This window comes from Acinetobacter sp. ANC 4470, assembly GCF_002135335.1.
GTDB lineage: Bacteria > Pseudomonadota > Gammaproteobacteria > Pseudomonadales > Moraxellaceae > Acinetobacter.
On sequence record NZ_NEGC01000004.1, the window covers coordinates 33,993 to 55,195 of the forward strand.

18 protein-coding genes are annotated in these 21,203 nt (G+C 39.8%); 8 read left to right on the forward strand and 10 right to left on the reverse strand.

Annotated features, from left to right (window positions below):
- Positions 1-58 precede the first annotated feature (58 nt).
- The 5 genes from B9T25_RS07125 (at position 59) to B9T25_RS07145 (ending at position 6,353) form a co-directional block, all read left to right on the forward strand.
- Positions 59-1,615 carry a DUF2271 domain-containing protein gene (locus B9T25_RS07125; RefSeq protein WP_086187772.1) on the forward strand — a complete coding sequence of 519 codons (1,557 nt, stop codon included), beginning with the start codon at positions 59-61 and terminating at the stop codon, positions 1,613-1,615.
- Between the two features lie 32 nt (positions 1,616-1,647).
- Positions 1,648-2,238, forward strand: coding sequence for a PepSY-associated TM helix domain-containing protein (locus B9T25_RS07130; RefSeq protein WP_086187773.1), 591 nt, complete (start codon positions 1,648-1,650; stop codon positions 2,236-2,238).
- 13 nt (positions 2,239-2,251) lie between these two features.
- A complete protein-coding gene (locus tag B9T25_RS07135) occupies positions 2,252-3,730 on the forward strand; it encodes a sulfite reductase subunit alpha (protein ID WP_086187774.1) in 1,479 nt (492 codons plus the stop codon).
- 141 nt (positions 3,731-3,871) lie between these two features.
- Positions 3,872-4,360, forward strand: coding sequence for a MarR family winged helix-turn-helix transcriptional regulator (locus B9T25_RS07140; protein WP_086187775.1), 489 nt, complete (start codon positions 3,872-3,874; stop codon positions 4,358-4,360).
- A gap of 619 nt (positions 4,361-4,979) precedes the next feature.
- A complete protein-coding gene (locus B9T25_RS07145) occupies positions 4,980-6,353 on the forward strand; it encodes an MFS transporter (RefSeq protein WP_086187776.1) in 1,374 nt (457 codons plus the stop codon).
- Positions 6,354-6,937: 584 nt separating this feature from the next.
- Here the strand turns inward: B9T25_RS07145 and B9T25_RS07150 are convergent.
- The 8 genes from B9T25_RS07150 to B9T25_RS07185 all read right to left on the reverse strand — a co-directional run bounded on the left by B9T25_RS07150 (position 6,938) and on the right by B9T25_RS07185 (position 16,412).
- Positions 6,938-8,347, reverse strand: coding sequence for a short-chain fatty acid transporter (locus tag B9T25_RS07150; RefSeq protein WP_086187777.1), 1,410 nt, complete (start codon positions 8,345-8,347; stop codon positions 6,938-6,940).
- 113 nt (positions 8,348-8,460) lie between these two features.
- Positions 8,461-9,090 (reverse strand): CoA transferase subunit B, encoded by a 630-nt coding sequence (locus B9T25_RS07155; RefSeq protein WP_086187778.1) that lies wholly within the window; start codon positions 9,088-9,090, stop codon positions 8,461-8,463.
- Between the two features lie 3 nt (positions 9,091-9,093).
- A complete protein-coding gene (locus tag B9T25_RS07160) occupies positions 9,094-9,795 on the reverse strand; it encodes a CoA transferase subunit A (protein ID WP_086187779.1) in 702 nt (233 codons plus the stop codon).
- A 94-nt stretch (positions 9,796-9,889) separates the two neighbouring features.
- A complete protein-coding gene (locus tag B9T25_RS07165) occupies positions 9,890-10,792 on the reverse strand; it encodes a hydroxymethylglutaryl-CoA lyase (protein ID WP_086187780.1) in 903 nt (300 codons plus the stop codon).
- Entirely contained in the window at positions 10,789-12,780 is a 1,992-nt protein-coding gene (locus B9T25_RS07170) for an acetyl/propionyl/methylcrotonyl-CoA carboxylase subunit alpha (protein WP_086187781.1), read from the reverse strand. Before B9T25_RS07170 ends, B9T25_RS07165 begins: the two co-directional genes overlap by 4 nt.
- Positions 12,781-12,799: 19 nt before the next feature.
- Positions 12,800-13,594, reverse strand: coding sequence for an enoyl-CoA hydratase/isomerase family protein (locus B9T25_RS07175; RefSeq protein ID WP_086187782.1), 795 nt, complete (start codon positions 13,592-13,594; stop codon positions 12,800-12,802).
- A gap of 12 nt (positions 13,595-13,606) precedes the next feature.
- Entirely contained in the window at positions 13,607-15,208 is a 1,602-nt protein-coding gene (locus B9T25_RS07180) for a carboxyl transferase domain-containing protein (protein WP_086187783.1), read from the reverse strand.
- 31 nt (positions 15,209-15,239) lie between these two features.
- On the reverse strand, positions 15,240-16,412 hold the full coding sequence (locus tag B9T25_RS07185) for an isovaleryl-CoA dehydrogenase (protein WP_086188008.1): 1,173 nt from the start codon (positions 16,410-16,412) through the stop codon (positions 15,240-15,242).
- Positions 16,413-16,559: 147 nt separating this feature from the next.
- Between B9T25_RS07185 and B9T25_RS07190 the strand changes: the two genes are divergently transcribed.
- The 3 genes from B9T25_RS07190 to B9T25_RS07200 all read left to right on the forward strand — a co-directional run bounded on the left by B9T25_RS07190 (position 16,560) and on the right by B9T25_RS07200 (position 19,979).
- Positions 16,560-17,186, forward strand: a complete 627-nt coding sequence (locus B9T25_RS07190; RefSeq protein ID WP_086187784.1) for a TetR/AcrR family transcriptional regulator — start codon at positions 16,560-16,562, stop codon at positions 17,184-17,186.
- A 108-nt stretch (positions 17,187-17,294) separates the two neighbouring features.
- Complete coding sequence (locus tag B9T25_RS07195) at positions 17,295-18,986, forward strand: AMP-binding protein (RefSeq protein WP_086187785.1); 1,692 nt, start codon at positions 17,295-17,297, stop codon at positions 18,984-18,986.
- A gap of 189 nt (positions 18,987-19,175) precedes the next feature.
- Entirely contained in the window at positions 19,176-19,979 is an 804-nt protein-coding gene (locus B9T25_RS07200; RefSeq protein WP_086187786.1) for a thioesterase family protein, read from the forward strand.
- Between the two features lie 250 nt (positions 19,980-20,229).
- Here B9T25_RS07200 and B9T25_RS14660 read toward each other — a convergent pair whose 3' ends face one another.
- Together B9T25_RS14660 and B9T25_RS07205 are read right to left on the reverse strand one after the other, a co-directional pair.
- Positions 20,230-20,445, reverse strand: coding sequence for a hypothetical protein (locus B9T25_RS14660; protein WP_228146863.1), 216 nt, complete (start codon positions 20,443-20,445; stop codon positions 20,230-20,232).
- 32 nt (positions 20,446-20,477) lie between these two features.
- Positions 20,478-21,188, reverse strand: a complete 711-nt coding sequence (locus tag B9T25_RS07205; RefSeq protein WP_228146864.1) for a heparin lyase I family protein — start codon at positions 21,186-21,188, stop codon at positions 20,478-20,480.
- Between the last annotated feature and the right edge of the window lie 15 nt (positions 21,189-21,203).

A 21,203-nucleotide genomic window follows, 5' to 3' on the forward strand; every position in this document is an offset into this window, starting at 1 on the left:
TACTTGATAACTACTATCATTATCAATAATATTCATAAAAATATTCCGGAGAATCAGTATGTCATCTGCTTTAAGAAATTTTTATCCTATTCGTAAGGCATTTCGTCTCTCACCATTGGTTATAGCGTTGGCACTGATTTCTCCTTTTCACACAAATGCTGCTGAGCAAAGTGAAAAAATAGAACAGTCTGAAAATGTTGCCACACAAACGCATCGCTTCCATCGTGACCATATATTGGGTACGTCTTTAGATGTGGTGGTTCAAGGGGTTTCTAAACAAGATGCAAAACTTGCTTTAGAGGTCATTCAAAAAGAAATTAGCCAATTAGATCAGGTGTTATCAACTTGGCGGAATGACAGTGAAATTACGGCTTTAAATAACAATAAACAGGGCAAGGTTTCAGCAGAACTTTTTGAAGTGATTGCAGCTTGTGAAACTTGGCGTGATAAAACCTGTGGTGCTTTTGATGCACGATTAGGACAACTGATTACTTTGTGGGAGCAGTCACAAGGTGTAGTCAAACTTGATGAAGCGATGCGTACACACGTTTTAAATCAGTTGCAATCTGACAGTGTCAAATTAGATGTAGAACAGCACAGCATAACCATGGATTCAGCAGTGAAATTTGCACCTGATGCCTATGCGAAAGGTTATATTATTGACCGCGCACTAGTTGCGGCACGTAAAGCTGTACCAAGCATTGAAGGTTTGTTAGTTGATATTGGTGGTGACATCCGTGTTTGGGGCAATGCACCACAAAAAGAGGGCTGGAAAATTGGTGTGCAAGATGCCTTTGTACATAATGACAATAGCGCGCCACAACAAGTCCTGAACTTAAATGATCAAGCGATTGCATTTAGTGGACAGGGCTATCGTACATTGGCAGGACAAAGCCATTTACTTGACCCGAAAACGGGCATGCCTGTGCAGCAAGTTGAACAATGTGTTGTGGTCGGAACCTGTGCCGCAGATGCCGATGCATTAGCCACCGCTTTAGCTGCAATGACACCATCAGAAGGTTTAGAGTTAATTGAGACTCTCATTGGTTATGAAGCAAAAGTGACTTTAAGCAATGGTCAGGTTCATCAAAGTTCGGGTTGGAACAGTCTAGTTCAAATGCCGCAAAATGTAGAAATGCGAACTGTAGCAAGCCAATCCTCTGCAAAATGGCCCGCGGGTTATCAAGCGGTTATTGACTTAAGCATTCCTAAAATTGCCGTTGAAAAATATCGTGCGCCTTATGTTTCGGTATGGGTCACTGACGCCAATAAACAAATTGTTCGTACATTGGCAGTTTGGGGTAAAGATGAAAAATGGATTAACTCTAACTATGTATGGTGGCGCCGTTACGGTCGTCAAATGCCAAACTTAGATGCTGTGGCTAAACCATCACGTCAGCCCGGTCAATATAAGTTGGCTTGGGACGGTAAAGATGAAACAGGCAAAGCGGTAGCAGCAGGCAAGTACCTGATTCATATTGAAACATCTCGTGAGCACGGTGATCATTCTTATCAAACTTTTGATTTGGATGTCAAAGCCAAAGGCTCAAACCAAACGCTGCCTGCGCAAAGAGAAATTGGTACAGTCAAACTTCATTTTCAAAAAGTGAACTAATGTTGAATCTAGAGTTCATCGAGGCTTAATACGTGTATCAACGTCGTGATTTTTACCGCCATTCACGTTATGTGCATGGCTGGCTTTCTGCTTTCGCATTTTTAACTTTATTATTTTTTTCTGTGACAGGATTATTGTTAAATCATCCTGAGTGGTTTGAACCCGCTAAAACAGAAAAAACCACTCAATTGATTTTGCCTGAGTCCGTTTTAAAGTCGATCAAGCAGCAAGAAAACCCCAGTGACACTATTTTAAGCTATGTTCGCCAACAGCAAAATGTGGTGGGACGTTATCAAAGTAGCGAAGTCATGGACAATGAAGTGATGATTCGCTTAGAAAGTCCAGCAGGCGCAACTGATATTTGGGTCATGGCAGATACGGGTGAAACGGAAATTACCCAAAAACCAGCTTCAACAGTTTCTATGTTGAATGATTTACACCGCGGTAAAAATTCAGGTTTGGCTTGGAGCTGGCTCATTGATATCAGCGCCATTATTTTTATTGCGTTGTCCTTAGTCGGCTATATTCTATTTTTAAGCATTAAAACGCGCTTGGTTACTCATCTTGTACTTAGCGCTATAAGTTTAGCGTTGATTATTTTGCTGATTTGGTCTGCGGTATAGGTAATATCATTTAATGACATATTCTGTGGCTGTTGTTTTCATTGCATTAGTGATTTTATTGGTAATTTATGCCGTGATCATTGCTTACTTGATTTTAAGTCATCGTAAGCAAAAGCGGATAGCGACCTTTAATCAAAATGATTGTTTAATTATTTTTGCAAGTCAGTCTGGTCAAGCAGAGAATATTGCTCAACAGACTGCACAACAGTTACACGCCGTGGGGCAAAATGTCAGCCTTGTCGATATGCAATATTTGGCAGTAGAACAATTGCGCCAAGCCAACAAAGTTCTGTGGTGTGTGAGTACCTATGGCGAAGGCGATGCACCTGACACTGCACAGTTCGCAATCAAGCAGATCTTCAACCATGCAAATTTAGATTTGTCACATCAGTCTTATGCAATTTTAGCTTTGGGTGATAAACGCTACACACATTTTTGTCAATTTGGTCAGGTTTTAAAGCAACATTTACAGCAGTACCAAGCTCAAGCCCTATTTGAAATGGTCTGTGTCGATTATTTAAAACAGGCAGATTTAGATTGCTGGGTAAAAAATTTAGAACAGTTAAGCGCGCAAAAATTATCTCGCATAGCACAACAAAATGATTGGACTTCATTGATTCTAAAAGATCGAACTTGTCTCAATAGCGGCAGCCAAGGCAATCCAATTTACCAAATTCAGTTATCTTATGACGATGCTCTAAGCTGGTCGTCTGGAGATATTCTTGAAATTCAATGTGGAAACTCACTTAAAGAGATACAGTGCTTTTTAGCAGCACAGCAACAACTCATCAGTGAAAACTCAGTTGCGATATTGCAGTTTAAAAACTTAAGACAATTACCAGAGCAACGTCCCAATGAATCCTTTCAAGATTGGATTTTAGGTTTTGATGATTTAGCGATACGTGAATATTCTATTGCCAGTATTCCTGAACAAAAAATAGTGGAATTGGTGGTGCGTCAGGAAAAAACAGCAACAGGTCTCGGTTTAGGTTCGGGGTGGTTAACTGAACATGCCGTACTTGGACAATTGATGAGTGCAAAAATTCGCTCTAATCCTTCATTTCATTTAAAACCGAACCATAAGCCTTTAATTTTGATTGGTAATGGAACGGGTATTGCTGGCTTAGTTGCTCATCTTTCGCAACGACAACAAGACGGTAATCAGCAGAACTGGCTTATTTTTGGTGAGCGTCAACAGCAATTTGATCATCTTTATAAACAACAGATTGAGCTGTGGCAAGCACAAGGTTTTTTAGCTGATGTGGACTATGCTTTTTCCAGAGATCAAGCTGAAAAAGTGTATGTGCAGCATATTTTACAACAAAAATCGGAACAGCTTTTAAATTGGATAGAAGTAGGTGCCGCAATTTATGTTTGTGGTAGCTTAAAAGGAATGGCACAGGAAGTAGAGAAAACTTTGCTCAATATTTTAGGTGCTGAACAACTAGAACAGCTTAGAAAAACCAAACGTTATCAAATGGATATTTATTAAGGAACTTAAATAAAGTAGTATCCAATACAGCGAAACTAAATATATTTGATTTGTTAAATATGAATTAAGCACTTTGCGTATTCATTGATCTATGCTAATTAAGGCAATACTAATTTAAATAATGACGATAGGTTTAAAAAAATGAGTCAAGTAGACCCAAATGTCTATCAGAATTCAGTAGCTCCAATTCATAACCGACTTTTTTTTCGTTTATTTCAGGCAAGTAATACTTTAGATCGCCAATGTCAAAAAGAATTAGGTATTTCAACTATACATTGGGCAGTTCTGGGGGCTTTATCGCGTCCATCAGTTAAGACAGGCATGTCTTTTTCTGACTTAACCAACTATTTAGGGGTCAGCCGACAAAGTTTGGATGGCGTATTAAAGCGTCTTGAACGTGATGGAGAAGTTCAACGTGTGAGCGATACACAGGATCGTCGGGTTAAAAATGTAGCCCTCACTGAAAATGGTCAACAAGCATGGTTACAATTACAACTTAAAGTTGCTGATTTTTATCAACAAACTTTCGAAGGTTTTTTATTTGATGACATGGTGACCCTTGCTCATTTAATTAATAAACTAAAGGATAGTATTGCGAAAGTGAATCTGACGGATGCAGATATAAAATAAAATTTTATCTACTACAGCCCCAAATATATTTATTCTTTTTCATATCAGCTAAATCTTTTTAGATTTAGCTTTTTATTTGAGCAAATTTACGACCATCTGCAGATAAAATCTCTCATCGGGCAAATCATTATTTTATTCAATTATAACAATTACATATTAAATCTATCGAAATATAGTCACGTGAAATTTTAATTATTAAATTTATCTAAAATAATTTATTAGTAAATATAATCTATTTAACTTATCATTACTTATCAAGTAAAATCTACAAATAGGTCAGTTAGATGATATTTAAAGTCCAAACCATATTTATATCTTATTGAATTTTATTGAATAAAAAATAAACATAAAATATATATGTAATGCTGTTGACATATATTAGCTTTATAACTAGTTTGTTTAATTAAGCAGCGTTTTAGATAGGGGTGGGTCACACCAAAAAATAAAATAGAAATTGATTGCCTGATTAAAACAGTTTGAAGAGATTTAAATCGAAAAATCTCTGATAAGAATAAGTAAAGTTTTAAAAAAATTGGATGAAAATTAGGAAAACTCAACAATTTGATTTTTCTAAAAATATTTAGAACAACTAATGATCATAAATATCAAGGAAATGATTATGCAGTACATAGATGTACATAAAGTTGCAGATGAAGCGAAATTTAATAAGTTTCATGCAAAAGTTCTAGCTTGGTGTTTTATCATTATTATTATCGACGGATATGATATAGCAGTTGCTGGAGCTGCATTGCCCTCTATTATGACCGAAATGGGCGTGACTGCTTCGACGGCTGGTTTTATGGCCAGTTCAGCACTTTTCGGTATGATGTTTGGCGCCATATTTCTAGGTGCATTGTCAGATAAAATTGGCCGCCGACTGACCATCGCAATTTGTGTATTTTTATTCAGTGTTTTTACTGCTGCTGCCGGTTTAGCCAATGATCCAGTGACCTTTAGTATTTTACGTTTTATCGCTGGATTAGGCATTGGAGGGGTAATGCCGAATATTGTTGCTCAAATGACAGAATATTCTCCTAAAAAAATCCGCAGTTTAATGACGACATTTATGTTCTCTGGTTATGCAATTGGCGGTATTTTAGCAGCGGTGATTGGTAAACAATTTATTGTTGAATTTGGCTGGCAAGTGGTATTTTTTGCTGCGGGTGTTCCTGTTTTGCTACTGCCATTTATTATGAAATCAATGCCTGAATCTTTGGCCTATTTATTAAAACGTCAAAATCAGCAAGATTTACAAAAAGTAGTCAAGGACATCAACCCAAATATTCAAATGAATGCTTCGGTTGAATTTACCCAAACCATAAAAGCGGATACTGAAAATACCCCGATGGTTCAATTGTTTAAGGAAGGTCGTTCATTCAGCACTTTAATGTTCTGGGGTGCATATTTTACCGGTCTATTCATGGTTTATGCCTTAAGCACATGGCTAACCAAATTGATGGCAATGTCAGGTTATACCTTAGGTTCTGCCTTAAGTTTTGTGATTGCATTGAATATCGGTGCAGTTGCTGGCTGTATTGTCGGTGGCTGGCTAGCAGACCGTTTCCATATTAAATGGGTTCTGGTTTCTATGTATTCATTGGGCAGTGTGTTCTTGTATATGATGACGATGCCAATGCCTATTGAAGTATTGTATTTCAATATTGCGATGGTGGGTGCATGTACAACAGGTGCTCAAATTGTGGCGTATGCTTATTGTGGTCAATTCTACCCAAGTGGGATTCGTGCTACAGGCATTGGCATGGCGGCAGGTATTGGGCGAATGGGAGCGATTCTTTCCCCAGTACTGATTGGTTTCATTGTTGCGTTAAACCTACCAATTGAACAAAACTTCATGGTGATTGCAGCAGCAGGTTTAATTGGCGCAGTGGCATTATCGTTTATTAATCATAATCGTTCTGATGCGGTATTAAGTAGCCTTAAAACCACACCATCAGAAGGTGAAAATTATATAGAACAACCACTTAAACAATAAATCAGTTAAATAGCTCTATAGCCTGAAACTTATTTTATAAATGATATTCATCAATCATTAAAAATAAGTTTCAGGTTTTTTATTGAATATAAATTGGTTGATTTTATTAAAAAATATTGCTGTTTATAATTTATCTATTCCTTTTTCATCCTAATAAAAACATTGTTTTTATATTTCATTGTTCAAAATATTGGTCTGTCGAATCAAGTTAGAATTAAGCGATCCATCTTTTATTTATGATGTTTTATGAAGGTAAGTTTAGTTTTAAATATGGATGATCAATTCTCGGCTTTATCTGAATTGTTTTACGATAGATGATAGGGAAGATATTAACTGGGCTAATAGGCATGAATAATACAAACAAAAATTGTTAGCCTGATATGCGTAATAGATTTCGGATATGAATAGTTTTTTGAATAGAAAAAGTGTTTAATATCAACTAAAATCATTAAAAAATATCGATCAGATAAGACTGTAGTAATTTTAAAAGATAAGAGCGTTGAATGCTCTTGAGTGAGACAAATGATAAAATATAAAAATGGCATGATTAACATGCCATTTTTATAATGCTTTATACTATCTGCTTAAAAAGTAGGAGCGGTATAGGTTAAGGTTCGACCTAAGATCCATAATAAAAATAAGACTAATGGAAGGTGGAAAACAAGCTGTGTCACGGTAAAACCAATCACATCTTTGGCTTTCAATTTCAAAATACCAAGCATTGGCAACATAAAGAAAGGATTAATTAAGTTAGGAAGTGCCTCAGCTGCATTGTAAATTTGCACCGACCAGCCTAAATGTATTTTTAAATCATGTGCTGCTTGCATCACATAAGGGGCCTCAATAATCCATTTACCGCCGCCAGATGGAATGAAAAATCCTAGAATGGCCGAGTAGAGTCCCATCACAATAGCAAAAGTTTCTTTTGAAGCAATCGAGACAAAAAACTCTGCAATATAGTGAGATAGAGATAAATCTTGACTATTTATGGCGGTGGTCATAATGAACGCAATACTGCCATAAAGTGGAAATTGAATCAGTACACCTGATACCGCAGGAACGGCTTTAGATACAGCATTTAGAAAATTACGCGGCGTGCCATGTAATGCAATACCAAGCATGAGGAAGATAAAGTTGTAAGTATTTAGACTGGAAATCGCAAGAATCGGGTTGCTTTTGGTGAATTCGTTAAACATCCAGATCAAACCTAAAGTAACAATAAAGATACTGAGGATTGGGGAGTTTTCTAGCCAGTCACCGGGGCGTTTTTTGCTTTGAACCTCAGTTTTTTCTGATTCAAAGCGAATATTAAAATCATCAATGGTTTTAATGCCATTGCCTTTGGGTGCAGACCAGAATGCGATTGCAATAGAGGCAATAATCAATACCCCAGTCATAATCATGGATTGTGGTAAGAAAATGGTTTCAGTAAAAGGAATAACACCCGTTAAGTTATAAAGGGGTTCAGGTAAACTGGCTTTATTGGCTTGTAACTGTGCGGCTGAAGAACTGATTCCTAGTGCCCATGTTGCGCCCATACCAATAATGGCGGCAGCAGCAGCAGCACGATAATCCATATTCAGTTCTTTACGTTTTGACAGGGCAATAACCAAAAGAGCTGTTAAAACAGTACTCATTGCCCAGTTAATTAAAGAAACAAATAAGCTGACTGTTGCAACCATCACAATGGCATTGCGACCTGAGGTTGGAATCATCGCTATTTTTTGAATCAGCATTTCCACAGGTTTAGATACTGAGACCACATAGCCCACCACAATGAGCATACACATTTGCATGGTAAACGGAATTAGGCTCCAGAAACCATTACCAAATGAAATGGCAACATCCTGGACTGGTGCACCGATACCTATGGCTGCGATAGAAACAATAATGACCCCTAAAAGGGCAAAAATATAGGAATCAGGAAACCATTTTTCTGACCAATCACTGACTTTCAAAGCAAATCTTTGTAATATATTTTGAGAATTATCCATACTTAAGCATCCTTTTATTTTAAACAATTTTTACTGGCATATCCGTGCCACAAATGACTTTTAAAATTTTGACCAAATTGAAGGGGGAAGTATAGGTGGGTCGTTCAAATCAATTATTGAATCAAGCTCACACCTGTAACTTTTTGAAGATCTTCAAAACTTACACCTTGGGCCAGTTCAACTAATTTAATGCCGTGTTCAGTAATATCCATAACGGCTAAATCTGTAATTACACGATTAACCACGCCTTTACCTGTTAAAGGCAGGCTACATTGCGCGACAATTTTTGGTGTGCCATCTTTTGCGCAGTGCTCCATCAGTACCACCACTTTTTGCACACCAGCAACCAGATCCATAGCACCGCCCATGCCTTTAACTTTTTTACCCGGAATCATCCAATTGGCAAGATCGCCAGTTTGGGATACTTCCATAGCACCCAAAATGGCAATATTGACATGCCCACCACGAATCATCGCAAAGGATTCTGCACTAGAAAAAAATGCTGCACCTTTACGTGCCGTGACGGTTTGCTTGCCTGCGTTGATTAAATCGGCATCTACGGTATCAATAGTTGGGAATTCACCTATCCCCAGTAAACCATTTTCAGACTGCAACCAGACATTAATATGTTCAGGAATATAATTGGCAACTAGAGTTGGTAAGCCAATACCTAAATTGACATAAAAACCATCTTGTAGTTCCAAAGCGGCGCGTTGCGCCATTTCATTACGTGTCCAAGCCATTATTTACACCTCCGTTTTCAATGTCATTTGTTCAATACGTTTTTCAGGGTGCGCATTTAAGACAATACGGTTGATGTAAATGCCCGGTAAATGAATTTCATCTGGATCTAAATCACCAATTTCAACAATTTCTTCCACTTCAGCTATGCTGATTTTTCCTGCCATAGCACAAACTGGGTTAAAGTTTTGTGCTGTTTTACGAAAAATTAAATTACCTGCTTTATCTGCTTTATAAGCTTTAACCAGCGCAATATCTGCAGTTAACGATTTTTCTAAAATATATTCTTTACCATCAAACTCACGTAATTCTTTACCTTCAGCAATGAGGGTTCCAACGCCTGTTTGGGTGAAAAATGCTGGAATACCTGCACCGCCTGCACGAAGTTTTTCGGCTAAAGTACCTTGCGGTGTAAGTTCTACTTCAAGTTCACCATTCAAATACTGACGTTCAAATTCTTTATTTTCCCCGACATAAGAGGAAATCATTTTTTTAATTTGTTTCGTTTCTAGTAACAATCCTAAACCAAAACCATCGATACCAGCATTATTGGAAATGCATGTTAAGCCTGTAACACCTGTGTCTTTTAAAGCTTGAATGAGTGCTTCAGGAATACCACACAAACCAAAGCCACCAACAGCAAAGGTTTGATTATTGACCGCAATATCCGCCAACGCATCATGTGCACTTGCTACAACTTTATTCATCCTTAAAATCCTTTTTCCATTGCATCGTTATTATTAGCATTGTGCCGAGTTTTTTATAAATTGAATTTTTCTAATGTGTAATAAGAAAAACTAATTAATCAGGAATGTTTGCCCAATAAGCATTGGCATAGTTGGATGGATTGGTACGATTCAATACTTGACTGATATTTTGACTAGCATGCATTAAAGTATCTAAGTGAATACCCGTTTCAAAACCCATCTTAGACAGCAGGTAATACAAGTCTTCGGTTGCCACATTGCCCGATGCACCTTTGGCATAAGGACAACCGCCTAAACCAGCAAGGGATGAATCAAAAACCCGAATGCCTTGCGTTAATGATTGATAGATGTTGGCAATCGCCATGCCATAGGTATTATGAAAATGACCAGCTAAAACGCGACTGTCCATTTCAGCCAAACAAACGTCCCAAACCTTTTTGACTCGATCTGGTGTAGCTGTGCCAATCGTTTCACCTAAGGAAACTTCATAGCAGCCCATATCTAATAAACGTTTGCTGACTTTGGCAACGCGCTGAGGATCAATCGCACCTTCATAAGGGCAATCGACCATACAAGAGACATAGCCACGGACTTTAATGTTACTGGCTTTAGCAGCTGCCATAACATCTGTAAATTTCTCCAAGCTTTCGTCAATCGAGCAATTAATATTTTTTTGGGTAAAACTTTCAGAAGTTGCGGTAAATACCGCAACTTCTTGACAGCCCACAGCACGTGCAGATTCAAAACCTTTTAAATTCGGGGTAAGAAGGCTGAACTGAATATTGGGGTCTTTGGGCAATTGGGCAAAAAGCACATCGCTTTCTGCCATTTGTGGTACCCATTTTGCCGAAACACAGGAACCGACTTCAATCGACTTTAGGCCAGTTTTCATCAAATCTAAAATAAAGGCTTTACGTTGTTCCAGCGTGAGCGGGGTCTTTTCATTTTGCAAACCATCACGTGGGCCAACTTCCACTATCTTGACAAATTCACTCATGCAACTTGCTCCAAAGACTGAAATTCCACAAGTTCGTCACCGGCTTTGACCTGATCACCGACCTGAAAATACCAAGAACTGATCATGCCATCATGCGGCGCGCGGATGGCATATTCCATTTTCATGGCTTCAAGCGTCATCAGCACATCATCCTTTTTGACCTGTTCATTTAAAGCTACCAAAACTTGGGTAATCACGCCCGGCATGGGCGCTTTTAAATTCGCTTCGGTACTTTGTGTCTCATCTGCTGAGAATTTTTGGCTAGGATAAGCAAACTTATAACTTTGACTGTCTTTAAAAAGTGTTAAACCCTGATGATTTCGGCTAAAGGCAAATTTATCATGTTTACCATCCATTTTAATTTGAATGCTATTTCTGCTGAGAATTTCCCCAGAAATACGATATTTATCACCCTGATATTCGGCAATAAATGCATCATTTTCAGCCGTGAAGCGCACCTGAAGTGGTTGATCATCCTGCATCAGTTTTAAGCAATAGTTACTGTTAATATTGATACGCCAAAGCGACTCAGTCTGCCAAACTGGATTGCTAGCAGTTTTATTTTGGCTAAAAGGGGATAGCAGCTCAGTAAATGCAGCAGTGATTACTAGTTGGGGTGGAATACTGTGTATTGTTGGAAATAAAAAGGCATCTTCACGCTGAATCAGATTGGTATCTAATTGCGCATGCTTAAAGGAGTCACAGCGCACAATGCGGTCAAGAAAAGCAATATTATTGCCCAAACCTTCGACATGAAACTGACCTAAAGCATGGTGCATCTGTACCAGTGCTGCTTCACGGTTTTCACCCCAGACAATGAGTTTGGCGATCATCGGGTCATAATAGGTGCTGATTTCATCACCTTCAACAATGCCGCTGTCGACACGCACAAACTGATTTTGCTCTGGATAATGTAAATAGCTGATTTGACCAATAGCAGGTAAGAAGCCTTTTTCAGGTTCTTCTGCATACACACGGGCTTCAATGGCGTGGCCATGAATGCTTAATTCATGCTGCTGTTTAGGCAATGGCTCGCCAAAGGCTACTCGAAGCTGCCATTCAACTAAATCGACACCAGTAATCATTTCAGTGACTGGATGCTCGACTTGTAAGCGGGTATTCATTTCCATGAAATACGCTGTACCATCTTGCTCAACAATAAATTCCACTGTGCCTGCACCGACATAATCAACCGCGCGAGCAGCATCAATCGCGGCTTGGCGCATGGCATCGAGTTTGTCTTGCGATACCAATGGTGCAGGGGCTTCTTCTAACACTTTTTGATGACGGCGCTGTACCGAACAATCACGTTCAAATAGATGTACGTAGTTGCCATGTGAGTCACCAAAAACTTGAACTTCGATATGGCGCGGATTAATCACGTAGCGCTCAATCAACACTTCATCATTGCCGAAGCTGGATTTGGCTTCGCTTTTACAAGAGCTGAGCGAACTAAGGAAGTCTTCGCTGCGTTCCACTAAACGCATGCCTTTACCACCACCGCCAGCACTGGCTTTAATCAATACTGGATAACCAATCGCATCTGCCTGCTGTTTTAAAAAATGGATGTCCTGATTGGTGCCATGATAACCCGGAGTTAAGGGTACACCAGCTTTTTCCATCAAGGTTTTAGAGGTGGCTTTTAGCCCCATAGCAAGAATTGCCGCGACAGGGGGGCCAATGAAGGTAATGTTATTTTGCTGACATGCCAGTGCAAACTGATCATTTTCTGATAAAAAACCATAACCGGGATGAATTGCCTGTGCACCGGTATCCAGTGCCGCCTGAATAATACGTTCGCCTTGTAAATAGCTTTGTGCAGCAGGGGATTCGCCAATATAAATCGCTTCATCTGCTAGTTTGACGTGCTGCGCATTGGCATCTGCATCTGAATATACGGCAACCGTTGCAATACCTAATTTTTTTGCGCTGCGGATGACACGGCAGGCAATTTCACCACGGTTCGCAATGAGAATCTTTTGAAACATCGTTATTTCCTTATTGTTGTTATGCTGTTGTCTTGATCCAAGAAGGACTTTGTTTATCTAAAAAAGCATTTAAGCCATTTTTAGCCTCATCTCCTTGACGCACATGGGCAATATGCTGTGCGGTTTGCAGTAGCAGTTGTTCTGTTAAAACCTGCTGATCCACCATTTGAATCAGTTGTTTAGAAGATGCCTGTGCTTGAGGGCCACCCAGCAGCAGCGCTTGTATAATTTCATCCAGTTTGCTGTCGAGCTGTTCTGGTGGGGTGACTTCATGTACTAAGCCCATATTTTTCGCCTGTTCTGCTGAAATACGCTCTGCAGTTAAGAAATAACGCGAAGCCTGACGTGCGCCAATCGCACGGATTACATAAGGACTAATGGTGGATGGTGCTAAGCCTAAACGAACTTCAGAGGTTGCAAATTTTGCATCAGTGCTAGCAATGCAAATATCGCAAGCCGAAGCTAGTCCCATGCCACCACCAAAAGCAATGCCATGTACGCGCGCAATGGTCGGCTGTTTTAAACTAGCAAGGCTTTGCAGCATTTTCGCTAATTTCAGTGCATCGGCTTCATTGTCTTGCTGCGAGGCTTGCCCAGCCTGTTTCATCCAGTTCAGATCAGCACCTGCGGAAAAACTTTTGCCGCGTCCAGCCAATACCACCACGCGCACATCATCCTGCGCATTTAAATAGCTAAAACAGTGCTGCAATTCTTCAATAACGACTGTATTGAAGGCATTGTGTAGTTCAGCACGGTTAATCCAGACTGTTGCAACCTGATAGGCCTGTTCGAGTTGTAAAAATTGACAGATCATTTTTTCACCTCCTTACATGCGGAATACGCCAAATTTAGTCGGCACAATAGGTGCATTCATTGCCGCAGCTAAGCTCAGGCCCAATACCTGACGTGTTTGTGCAGGATCGATCACGCCATCATCCCAAAGGCGCGATGAGGCATAGTAAGGATGCCCTTGACGTTCGTACTGATCACGGATTGGTTGTTTAAATTGATCTTCTTGTTCTGCCGACCACGTTTCACCTTTTTGTTCAATTTGATCGCGCTTTAAAGTCGACAGTACACTTGATGCTTGTTCACCGCCCATGACTGAAATGCGTGAATTTGGCCAAGTCCAGAGAAAACGCGGGGAATAGGCACGGCCGCACATGCCGTAGTTGCCAGCACCAAAAGAGCCGCCGATTACCAATGTCAATTTAGGCACGTTGGCATTGGCAACTGCCATGACCAGTTTGGCGCCATTTTTGGCAATCCCTTCATTTTCATACTGACGACCAACCATAAAGCCAGTAATATTTTGAATGAACAGCAATGGAATATTGCGTTGGGTACACAGTTCAATAAAGTGTGCACCTTTTTGCGCAGACTCTGAAAACAGAATCCCGTTATTGGCAATGATGCCTACTTTCATTCCAAAAATTTCAGCAAAACCTGTGATTAATGTAGTACCAAAACGTGCTTTAAACTCATCAAAACGAGAACCATCAACAATACGGGCAATCACTTCACGCACATCAAAGGGTTTACGTGCATCACTTGGTACAATGCCGTACAACTCTTTTGCATCAAATAACGGCGCTTCAATTTCATCTGTGGTTTTATTCGTTTTTTTATTCAGGTTTGCCACAATGTTCCGGGCAATCGCGAGGGCATGTTCATCACTTTCAGCCAAATGATCAGCTACACCAGATAAGCGTGTATGTACATCGCCGCCGCCTAAGTCTTCACTGCTGACCACTTCACCAGTTGCTGCCTTAACCAAAGGCGGGCCGCCCAAGAAAATAGTACCTTGATTGCGGACAATAATGGTTTCATCCGACATGGCAGGTACATAAGCACCACCTGCTGTACAGCTGCCCATCACCACAGCAATTTGTGCAATACCTTGGCTCGACATCCGTGCTTGATTATAGAAAATGCGTCCGAAATGATCACGGTCAGGGAAAACTTCATCCTGCATTGGCAGGTAAGCGCCGCCTGAATCGACCAAATAAATACACGGCAAATGGTTTTGTTCTGCAATTTCCTGTGCACGTAAATGTTTTTTAACCGTCAGCGGATAGTAAGTTCCACCTTTGACTGTTGCATCATTGGCAACAATCATGCAGGTCACACCATTTACTTGTCCAATGCCAGCAATGACACCAGCAGCAGGAACATCATCCGCATAGACTTGGTAGGCTGCCAATTGTCCAATTTCTAAAAATGCCGTTCCTGCATCAATCAAATGATCGACTCGCTCACGGGGTAACAGCTTGCCTCGCGCTAAATGTTTTTCACGGGCTTTTTCACCACCACCGAGTGCAATTTGCTGCGCTTTTTGTTTTAAGTCACTGACCAGTATCTGCATTGCAGCCTGATTACTTTTAAAATCATCACTTCGGATATTAATTTTGCTTTGTAATCTATTCATTCTGAACATCCCTATTAATGCTGAAAATGTTTTATTTGGTTTCGTTAAACAGTTCACGACCAATTAACATGCGACGGATTTCAGAAGTTCCTGCGCCAATTTCATACAGTTTGGCATCGCGCCATAAACGACCTGCGACAAATTCATTGATATAACCATTACCACCTAAGGTTTGTATGGTTTCACCCGCCATCCATGTGGCTTTTTCCGCAGCATATAAAATTGCGCTGGCAGCATCTTTGCGTAAGCTGCGGCTATGTTCCGCTTTGTCACATTCAGCACCTACAGCATATACAAGCGCTTTGCAGGCTAGCCATGTCGAATACATATCGGCAATTTTGCCTTGCATTAACTGGAACTCACCCAAAGCCTGACCGAATTGTTTACGATCATGAATGTAGGGGATAACCGTATCTAGACAGGCATCCATAATGCCAAGCGGCCCTGCACTTAACACAGCACGTTCATAGTCCAGACCACTCATTAAAACTTTGGTGCCATTGCCGACACCACCCAATATATTTTCTTTAGGTACGGCAACATTATCGAAAAATAAAGGATAAGTATTTGAACCACGCATACCCAATTTGTCCAGATGTGTACCATGACTGAAACCGGGCATATTTTTTTCAACCAAAAAAGCTGTCATGCCTTTTGCGCCAGCCTTAAGATCAGTTTTGGCATATACCACCAAGACATCCGCATCACCACCATTGGTGATCCACATTTTTGAACCATTCAGCAAATAATGGTCGCCGTGGTCTTCGGCTTTTAATTTCATACTGACGACATCTGAACCTGCGTTCGGTTCCGACATAGCAAGCGCGCCAACAAAATCACCTGAAACCAGTTTAGGCAGATAGCGTTCTTTTTGTTCTTCTGAACCATTACGCTTAATTTGGTTAATACATAAGTTAGAATGTGCACCGTATGACAAGCCAATAGAAGCGGATGCACGGGAAATTTCCTGCATTGCAATAATATGGGCTAAATAACCTAGGTTAGTACCACCATATTCCTCACTAACAGTTAGACCCAATAAACCCATATCACCAAATTTTTTCCATAGGTAAGCAGGGAATTCATTGTCTCGATCCACTTGCTGAGCAATTGGTGCAATTTCCTTTGCACAAAATGCAGCGATTGAATCACGAAGGGCAAGTAAGGTTTCATCTAAACCGAAATTTAAACTTTGCAGATTCATTTCTTCATTCATCCTGATGATTATATTTGTTGTTCCAAAAAGCATTTTTATTGTGCTTGATTTTTACCATACAACGATTTTACAAAAAAGTGAACCAAAATTCACAAATTGATTTACAATTCATTTTATCTGGTTGAGAATAAGATTATGAGTTATAAAAGATCATCATTGATGCAGGAACGTATGGAACAGAATCGTCAGACGATTTTGCAATCCGCACGTGAACTGATTGCTCAAGGTGGATTTAAGGATGCGCAAATACAGGCGATTGCTGAACGTGCAGGCGTATCGAGCGGTTTGGTTTATCGTTATTTTGATAACAAAAGTCAGGTGTTAATTGAGATTTTAGCGGAAGCGATACAGTATGAAGTTCAGATTCTGAATAACATTGCTGCCAGTGAACTTTCAGCAAAGCAAAAATTACACAAGGCTGTGACCACTTTTGTTAAGCGTGCTCTGAACAGTCCACAACTGTCGTATTCGTTAATGTTTGAACCTGTCGATCCTTTGATAGAGCATGAGCGTTTTCGTAGTAAGCAGCTGATTAAACAAAGCATTAACCAAATTCTTGCTGAAGGAAAAATTAATGGCGAATTTGGTTTTGAAGATTTAAATACCGCAGCGCTGTGTGTGGTAGGCGCAATGACTTTTGTGGTGATTGAGCCGTTAAATCCATCAAAAAATGTCATGTTTGATCAGACTTATAAGGATTACTTTGTCAAACAAATTGCCGATTTTTGTGTTAGTGGAGTGTGTGTACTAGAGGAGAAATGATTGGTTAAGCACAAAAGTAGTACTGTTTGGGAAAGGCGTCCTAAGTCAAGACAATGAACAATTAAAGTGAAAGAATCATAATTACAAAGAATCAAGGAGAGTGATTCAATGACACAAGTACGGTTAAGTTATGCCTATGGAACAAGCAGTCAGCCCTTACTGGGGATGACCATTGGTGAAAAGTTTGACCAAGCCTGTCAGCAATATGCGAATCAGGATGCTGTCATCAGCGTGCATCAAAATGTACGTTTAAGCTATAAGCAGTTGCAGGCTCAAGTGAATTCTTTTGCCTGTAGTCTGCTTAAATTAGGCTTACAGAAAGGCGATCGAATTGCAATTTGGTCACCGAATTGTGTGGAATGGACGATTACCCAATTTGCAGCATTTAAAGCAGGTATTATTTTAGTCAATTTAAATCCTGCATATAAAAGCAGTGAACTTGAATATGTACTCAATAAAGTGTCATGTAAGGCATTGGTTATTGCATCACAATTTAAAAGCAGTAATTATCAGGAAATTTTAACTAAAATTGCCCCTGAACTTACGCAATCAGCCAATAAGCTGCTGTCGATTAAACGATTACCGCATTTAAAACATATCATTAAAATTGACCATGAAGCGTATGCTGGAATTCATCGTTTTTCAGATTTGCTGCCTGAACCCACACCCTTGCAGCTCAACCAGTTACAGGCGATTGCCGTAGATCTTCAGTTTGATGAAACCATTAATATTCAATTTACCTCAGGTACAACGGGCAATCCCAAAGGGACCATGCTGACGCACAATAATATTTTAAATAATGGGTACTTTGTCGGTGAAGCAATTCATTTAACACCACAAGACCGCGTCTGTATTTCTGTGCCTTTATTCCACTGTTTTGGTATGGTTATGGGTAACTTAGCCTGTATTACGCATGGTTCTGCCATGATTTATCCATCGGCAGTATTTAACCCACTTGATACGCTCAACGCAATTCAGCAAGAAAAATGTACCGCTGCTTATGGTGTTCCAACCATGTTTATTGCACTGCTTGAACATGAACAGTTCGATGAATTTGATCTGTCTAGCTTGCGTACTGGCATTATGGCAGGTAGTCCGTGTCCACGTGAAATTATGCAGCGTGTGATTGAGCGGATGCATATGTCAGAAATTACCATTTGTTATGGCATGACTGAAACAGCACCTGTGAGTGCTCAAAGTTCAACTTCAGATTCTGTGGAGCGCCGTGTCGGAACAGTCGGGCGAGTTCATCCACACCTTGAAATCAAAATTGTCGATGAAAATGGTAAAGTTGTGCCACGCGGTAAACTCGGTGAACTCTGCGTGCGTGGCTATTCAGTGATGCTAGGCTATTGGGAAGACAATGATAAAACTGGAGAAGTCATCGATGTCGCCAAGTGGATGCATACGGGTGATATTGCCGAAATGGATGATGAAGGCTTTGTGAAAATCAAAGGTCGCATTAAAGATGTGGTCATTCGTGGCGGTGAAAACCTATTTCCTAAAGAAATTGAAGACTTTCTTTATACTCACCCAGATGTTTCTGATGTGCAAGTCATTGGCTTACCTGATGCACGTTATGGCGAGGAACTCTGTGCATGCATTATTTTGCACGATCATCACCAAGCAAATGAAGAAGAAATCCGTAAATATTGTGCAGAGCATATTTCTCACAATAAAGTGCCACGTTATGTGCGTTTCTTTAGTGAATTTCCGATGACAGCTTCTGGTAAGGCACAAAAATTTAAATTGCAGGAATTTATGCGTCAAGAGCTTAATCTGATTGAAGATATTGCCTGAGACTGATCATTAGACTTGGAGAGTTCTCCTTTTATTTCAGTGTATAGAAATAAAGGAGAAACGATATTTCAATCTTGAATTTAAATGGTCTTCACTTCTCATCTACATGATGCAAAGCTAAATGATTATATGAAAAATTAAATAAATTCAGCATCCTAAAGTAAAAGCCAATACGTAAACAGGGAATATATGTCAGCTTATTATTCATTATTAAACAGTGAACAACATGCCGATGGCAGTGTCACGACTTATTATCGTTCTAATATTTATGCGCAGGGTGCATGGAATCCACATGAGCAGCATATGGCACCTGCAACAGGTATTATTTGTGCTGAATTGGAGCAATTCCAGTTGCGAAATGACATGCGTATTGGTCGAGTCAGTTTAGATATTTTTGGTTTAATTGCATTTGGTGAGTTTAGTATTACCACGCGGATGATTCGAGCCGGGAAAACCATTGAGTTAATTGAGTCTGAAATGCAAGCCAATGGAAAGACTTGTGTTGTGGCACGCGCATGGAAAATGATGACACAGGATACAAAAGCCATTGAAGGGCTAGAAGACCAAAGAGTTGAGCATCCCGAAAATTTGACGATTTGGGAGGGGATGAAGCATTGGCCGGGTGGATTTATTCAAAGTATTGAAACACGTGCAAACGCAGAGCATCGGGCTGGTAAAGGTGTTGTTTGGCTCACTACGCCGTTGAATATGGTTGAAAATCGACAGAGTACTGATTTTGTAACTTTGATGGGTTTGGTCGATACAGCCAATGGTATTGTTCCAAGACAAAAACCAACAGATGGCTGGGCGTTTCCAAATCTGGATTTACAAGTTCATCTACATCGGTTACCACAAGGAAAGTGGTTAGGTATCGATGCGATTCAGCAATTTGGTACAGACGGTATAGGAATGACCAGTTCAGTTTTGCATGATATGCATGGACCTTTTGGTCGGAGTGAGCAAATTTTGACATTAAGAAAATTAGCTAATTAAGTGCCACTCAACACTGCTGAAATAAAAATAGCGAGTAAGCCAAATTCAATGACCAATCCAAATTTACTACTCGCTATATCAACAACAAAACATATAAGGTTTTATATTAAAAAAATAAAAGGAAGCTTAAGCTTCCTTTTTAAAACTAAATAGCTAATTAAGATCTTTGATCACAATATCTTTATGATAAGCCACAATAGGTTGTCCTCCTATTGGACGGTTCATAATAGCGCCTTCTTTCCAGCTTGCTCTATAGATGCCCATTTGGAAATAATGGCGGCCATGCTTGATGATAGTTGTTCTCGCCAGAAATTCTAACCACTTCTTTGTCGTTATGTTTCACCACAATTAAGCCCGGAATCAATTGATTATTAGAATCTAGCTGCGACCATTGAATATCAAAATTCCAATTATTCCATTGATCATAAGTCACGGGTACATCAAGGATATAACGCGTTAAGCTCATTTCTGGTACGGCTAAGGGCGAAGATAGTGGCTTTAAATTATATACATGTAGTTGCCATTCAGGACTAATGCAATCGGTGGGTTTAGATTTTTATTGTTTAAGCTATAACCATGCCATTGAGCCAAAATTGTTCCATATTTAAAGATTGGCCATGTAGAGGGAATGTAGTGGGAAACCGAATAATTATAATGCCCCCATTTGAACTGCTTTCTCTGGATTTCTGCTCTATAAGCTTGACCGTCATCAGGAACTGTAAATTTGGCAACATTTTGATCACTACCAGCAGGATCTTTGACAATCTCTGCTGAACTACTATTTTCCATATGCAGTGCCATTGCACTCCATGTGTAGTCATTCGCATTGACATTTGCCTTATCTACATTGATTTTCCCTGTCCAGAAACCATCACGGAATACGACTTTACCCAACTCATTAGGCGGTTGAGTGATTTCTTTTTCAACAACTTGTATCGATACCACACTGATTGGACTATTTAGTTCGCCGTCATTGACGACCAAGCTGACTTCATAATTGCCAATGGTGTCAGGAATAAAATCAAAAGTTTGAGTATTGGTTGACCCAATAGAAGAAGAACTGTTTTCAGGCTTGGATTTGACTGACCATTTATACTGAAGAGTATTAGAAGCATCATCTGTACTCTCCGAACCATCCAGTACAATTGCAGATCCGACTACTATAGGTACAGGATTATTCTTTGATTGAATGATTGCAACAGGAGCCATATTTTTCGATTCGTT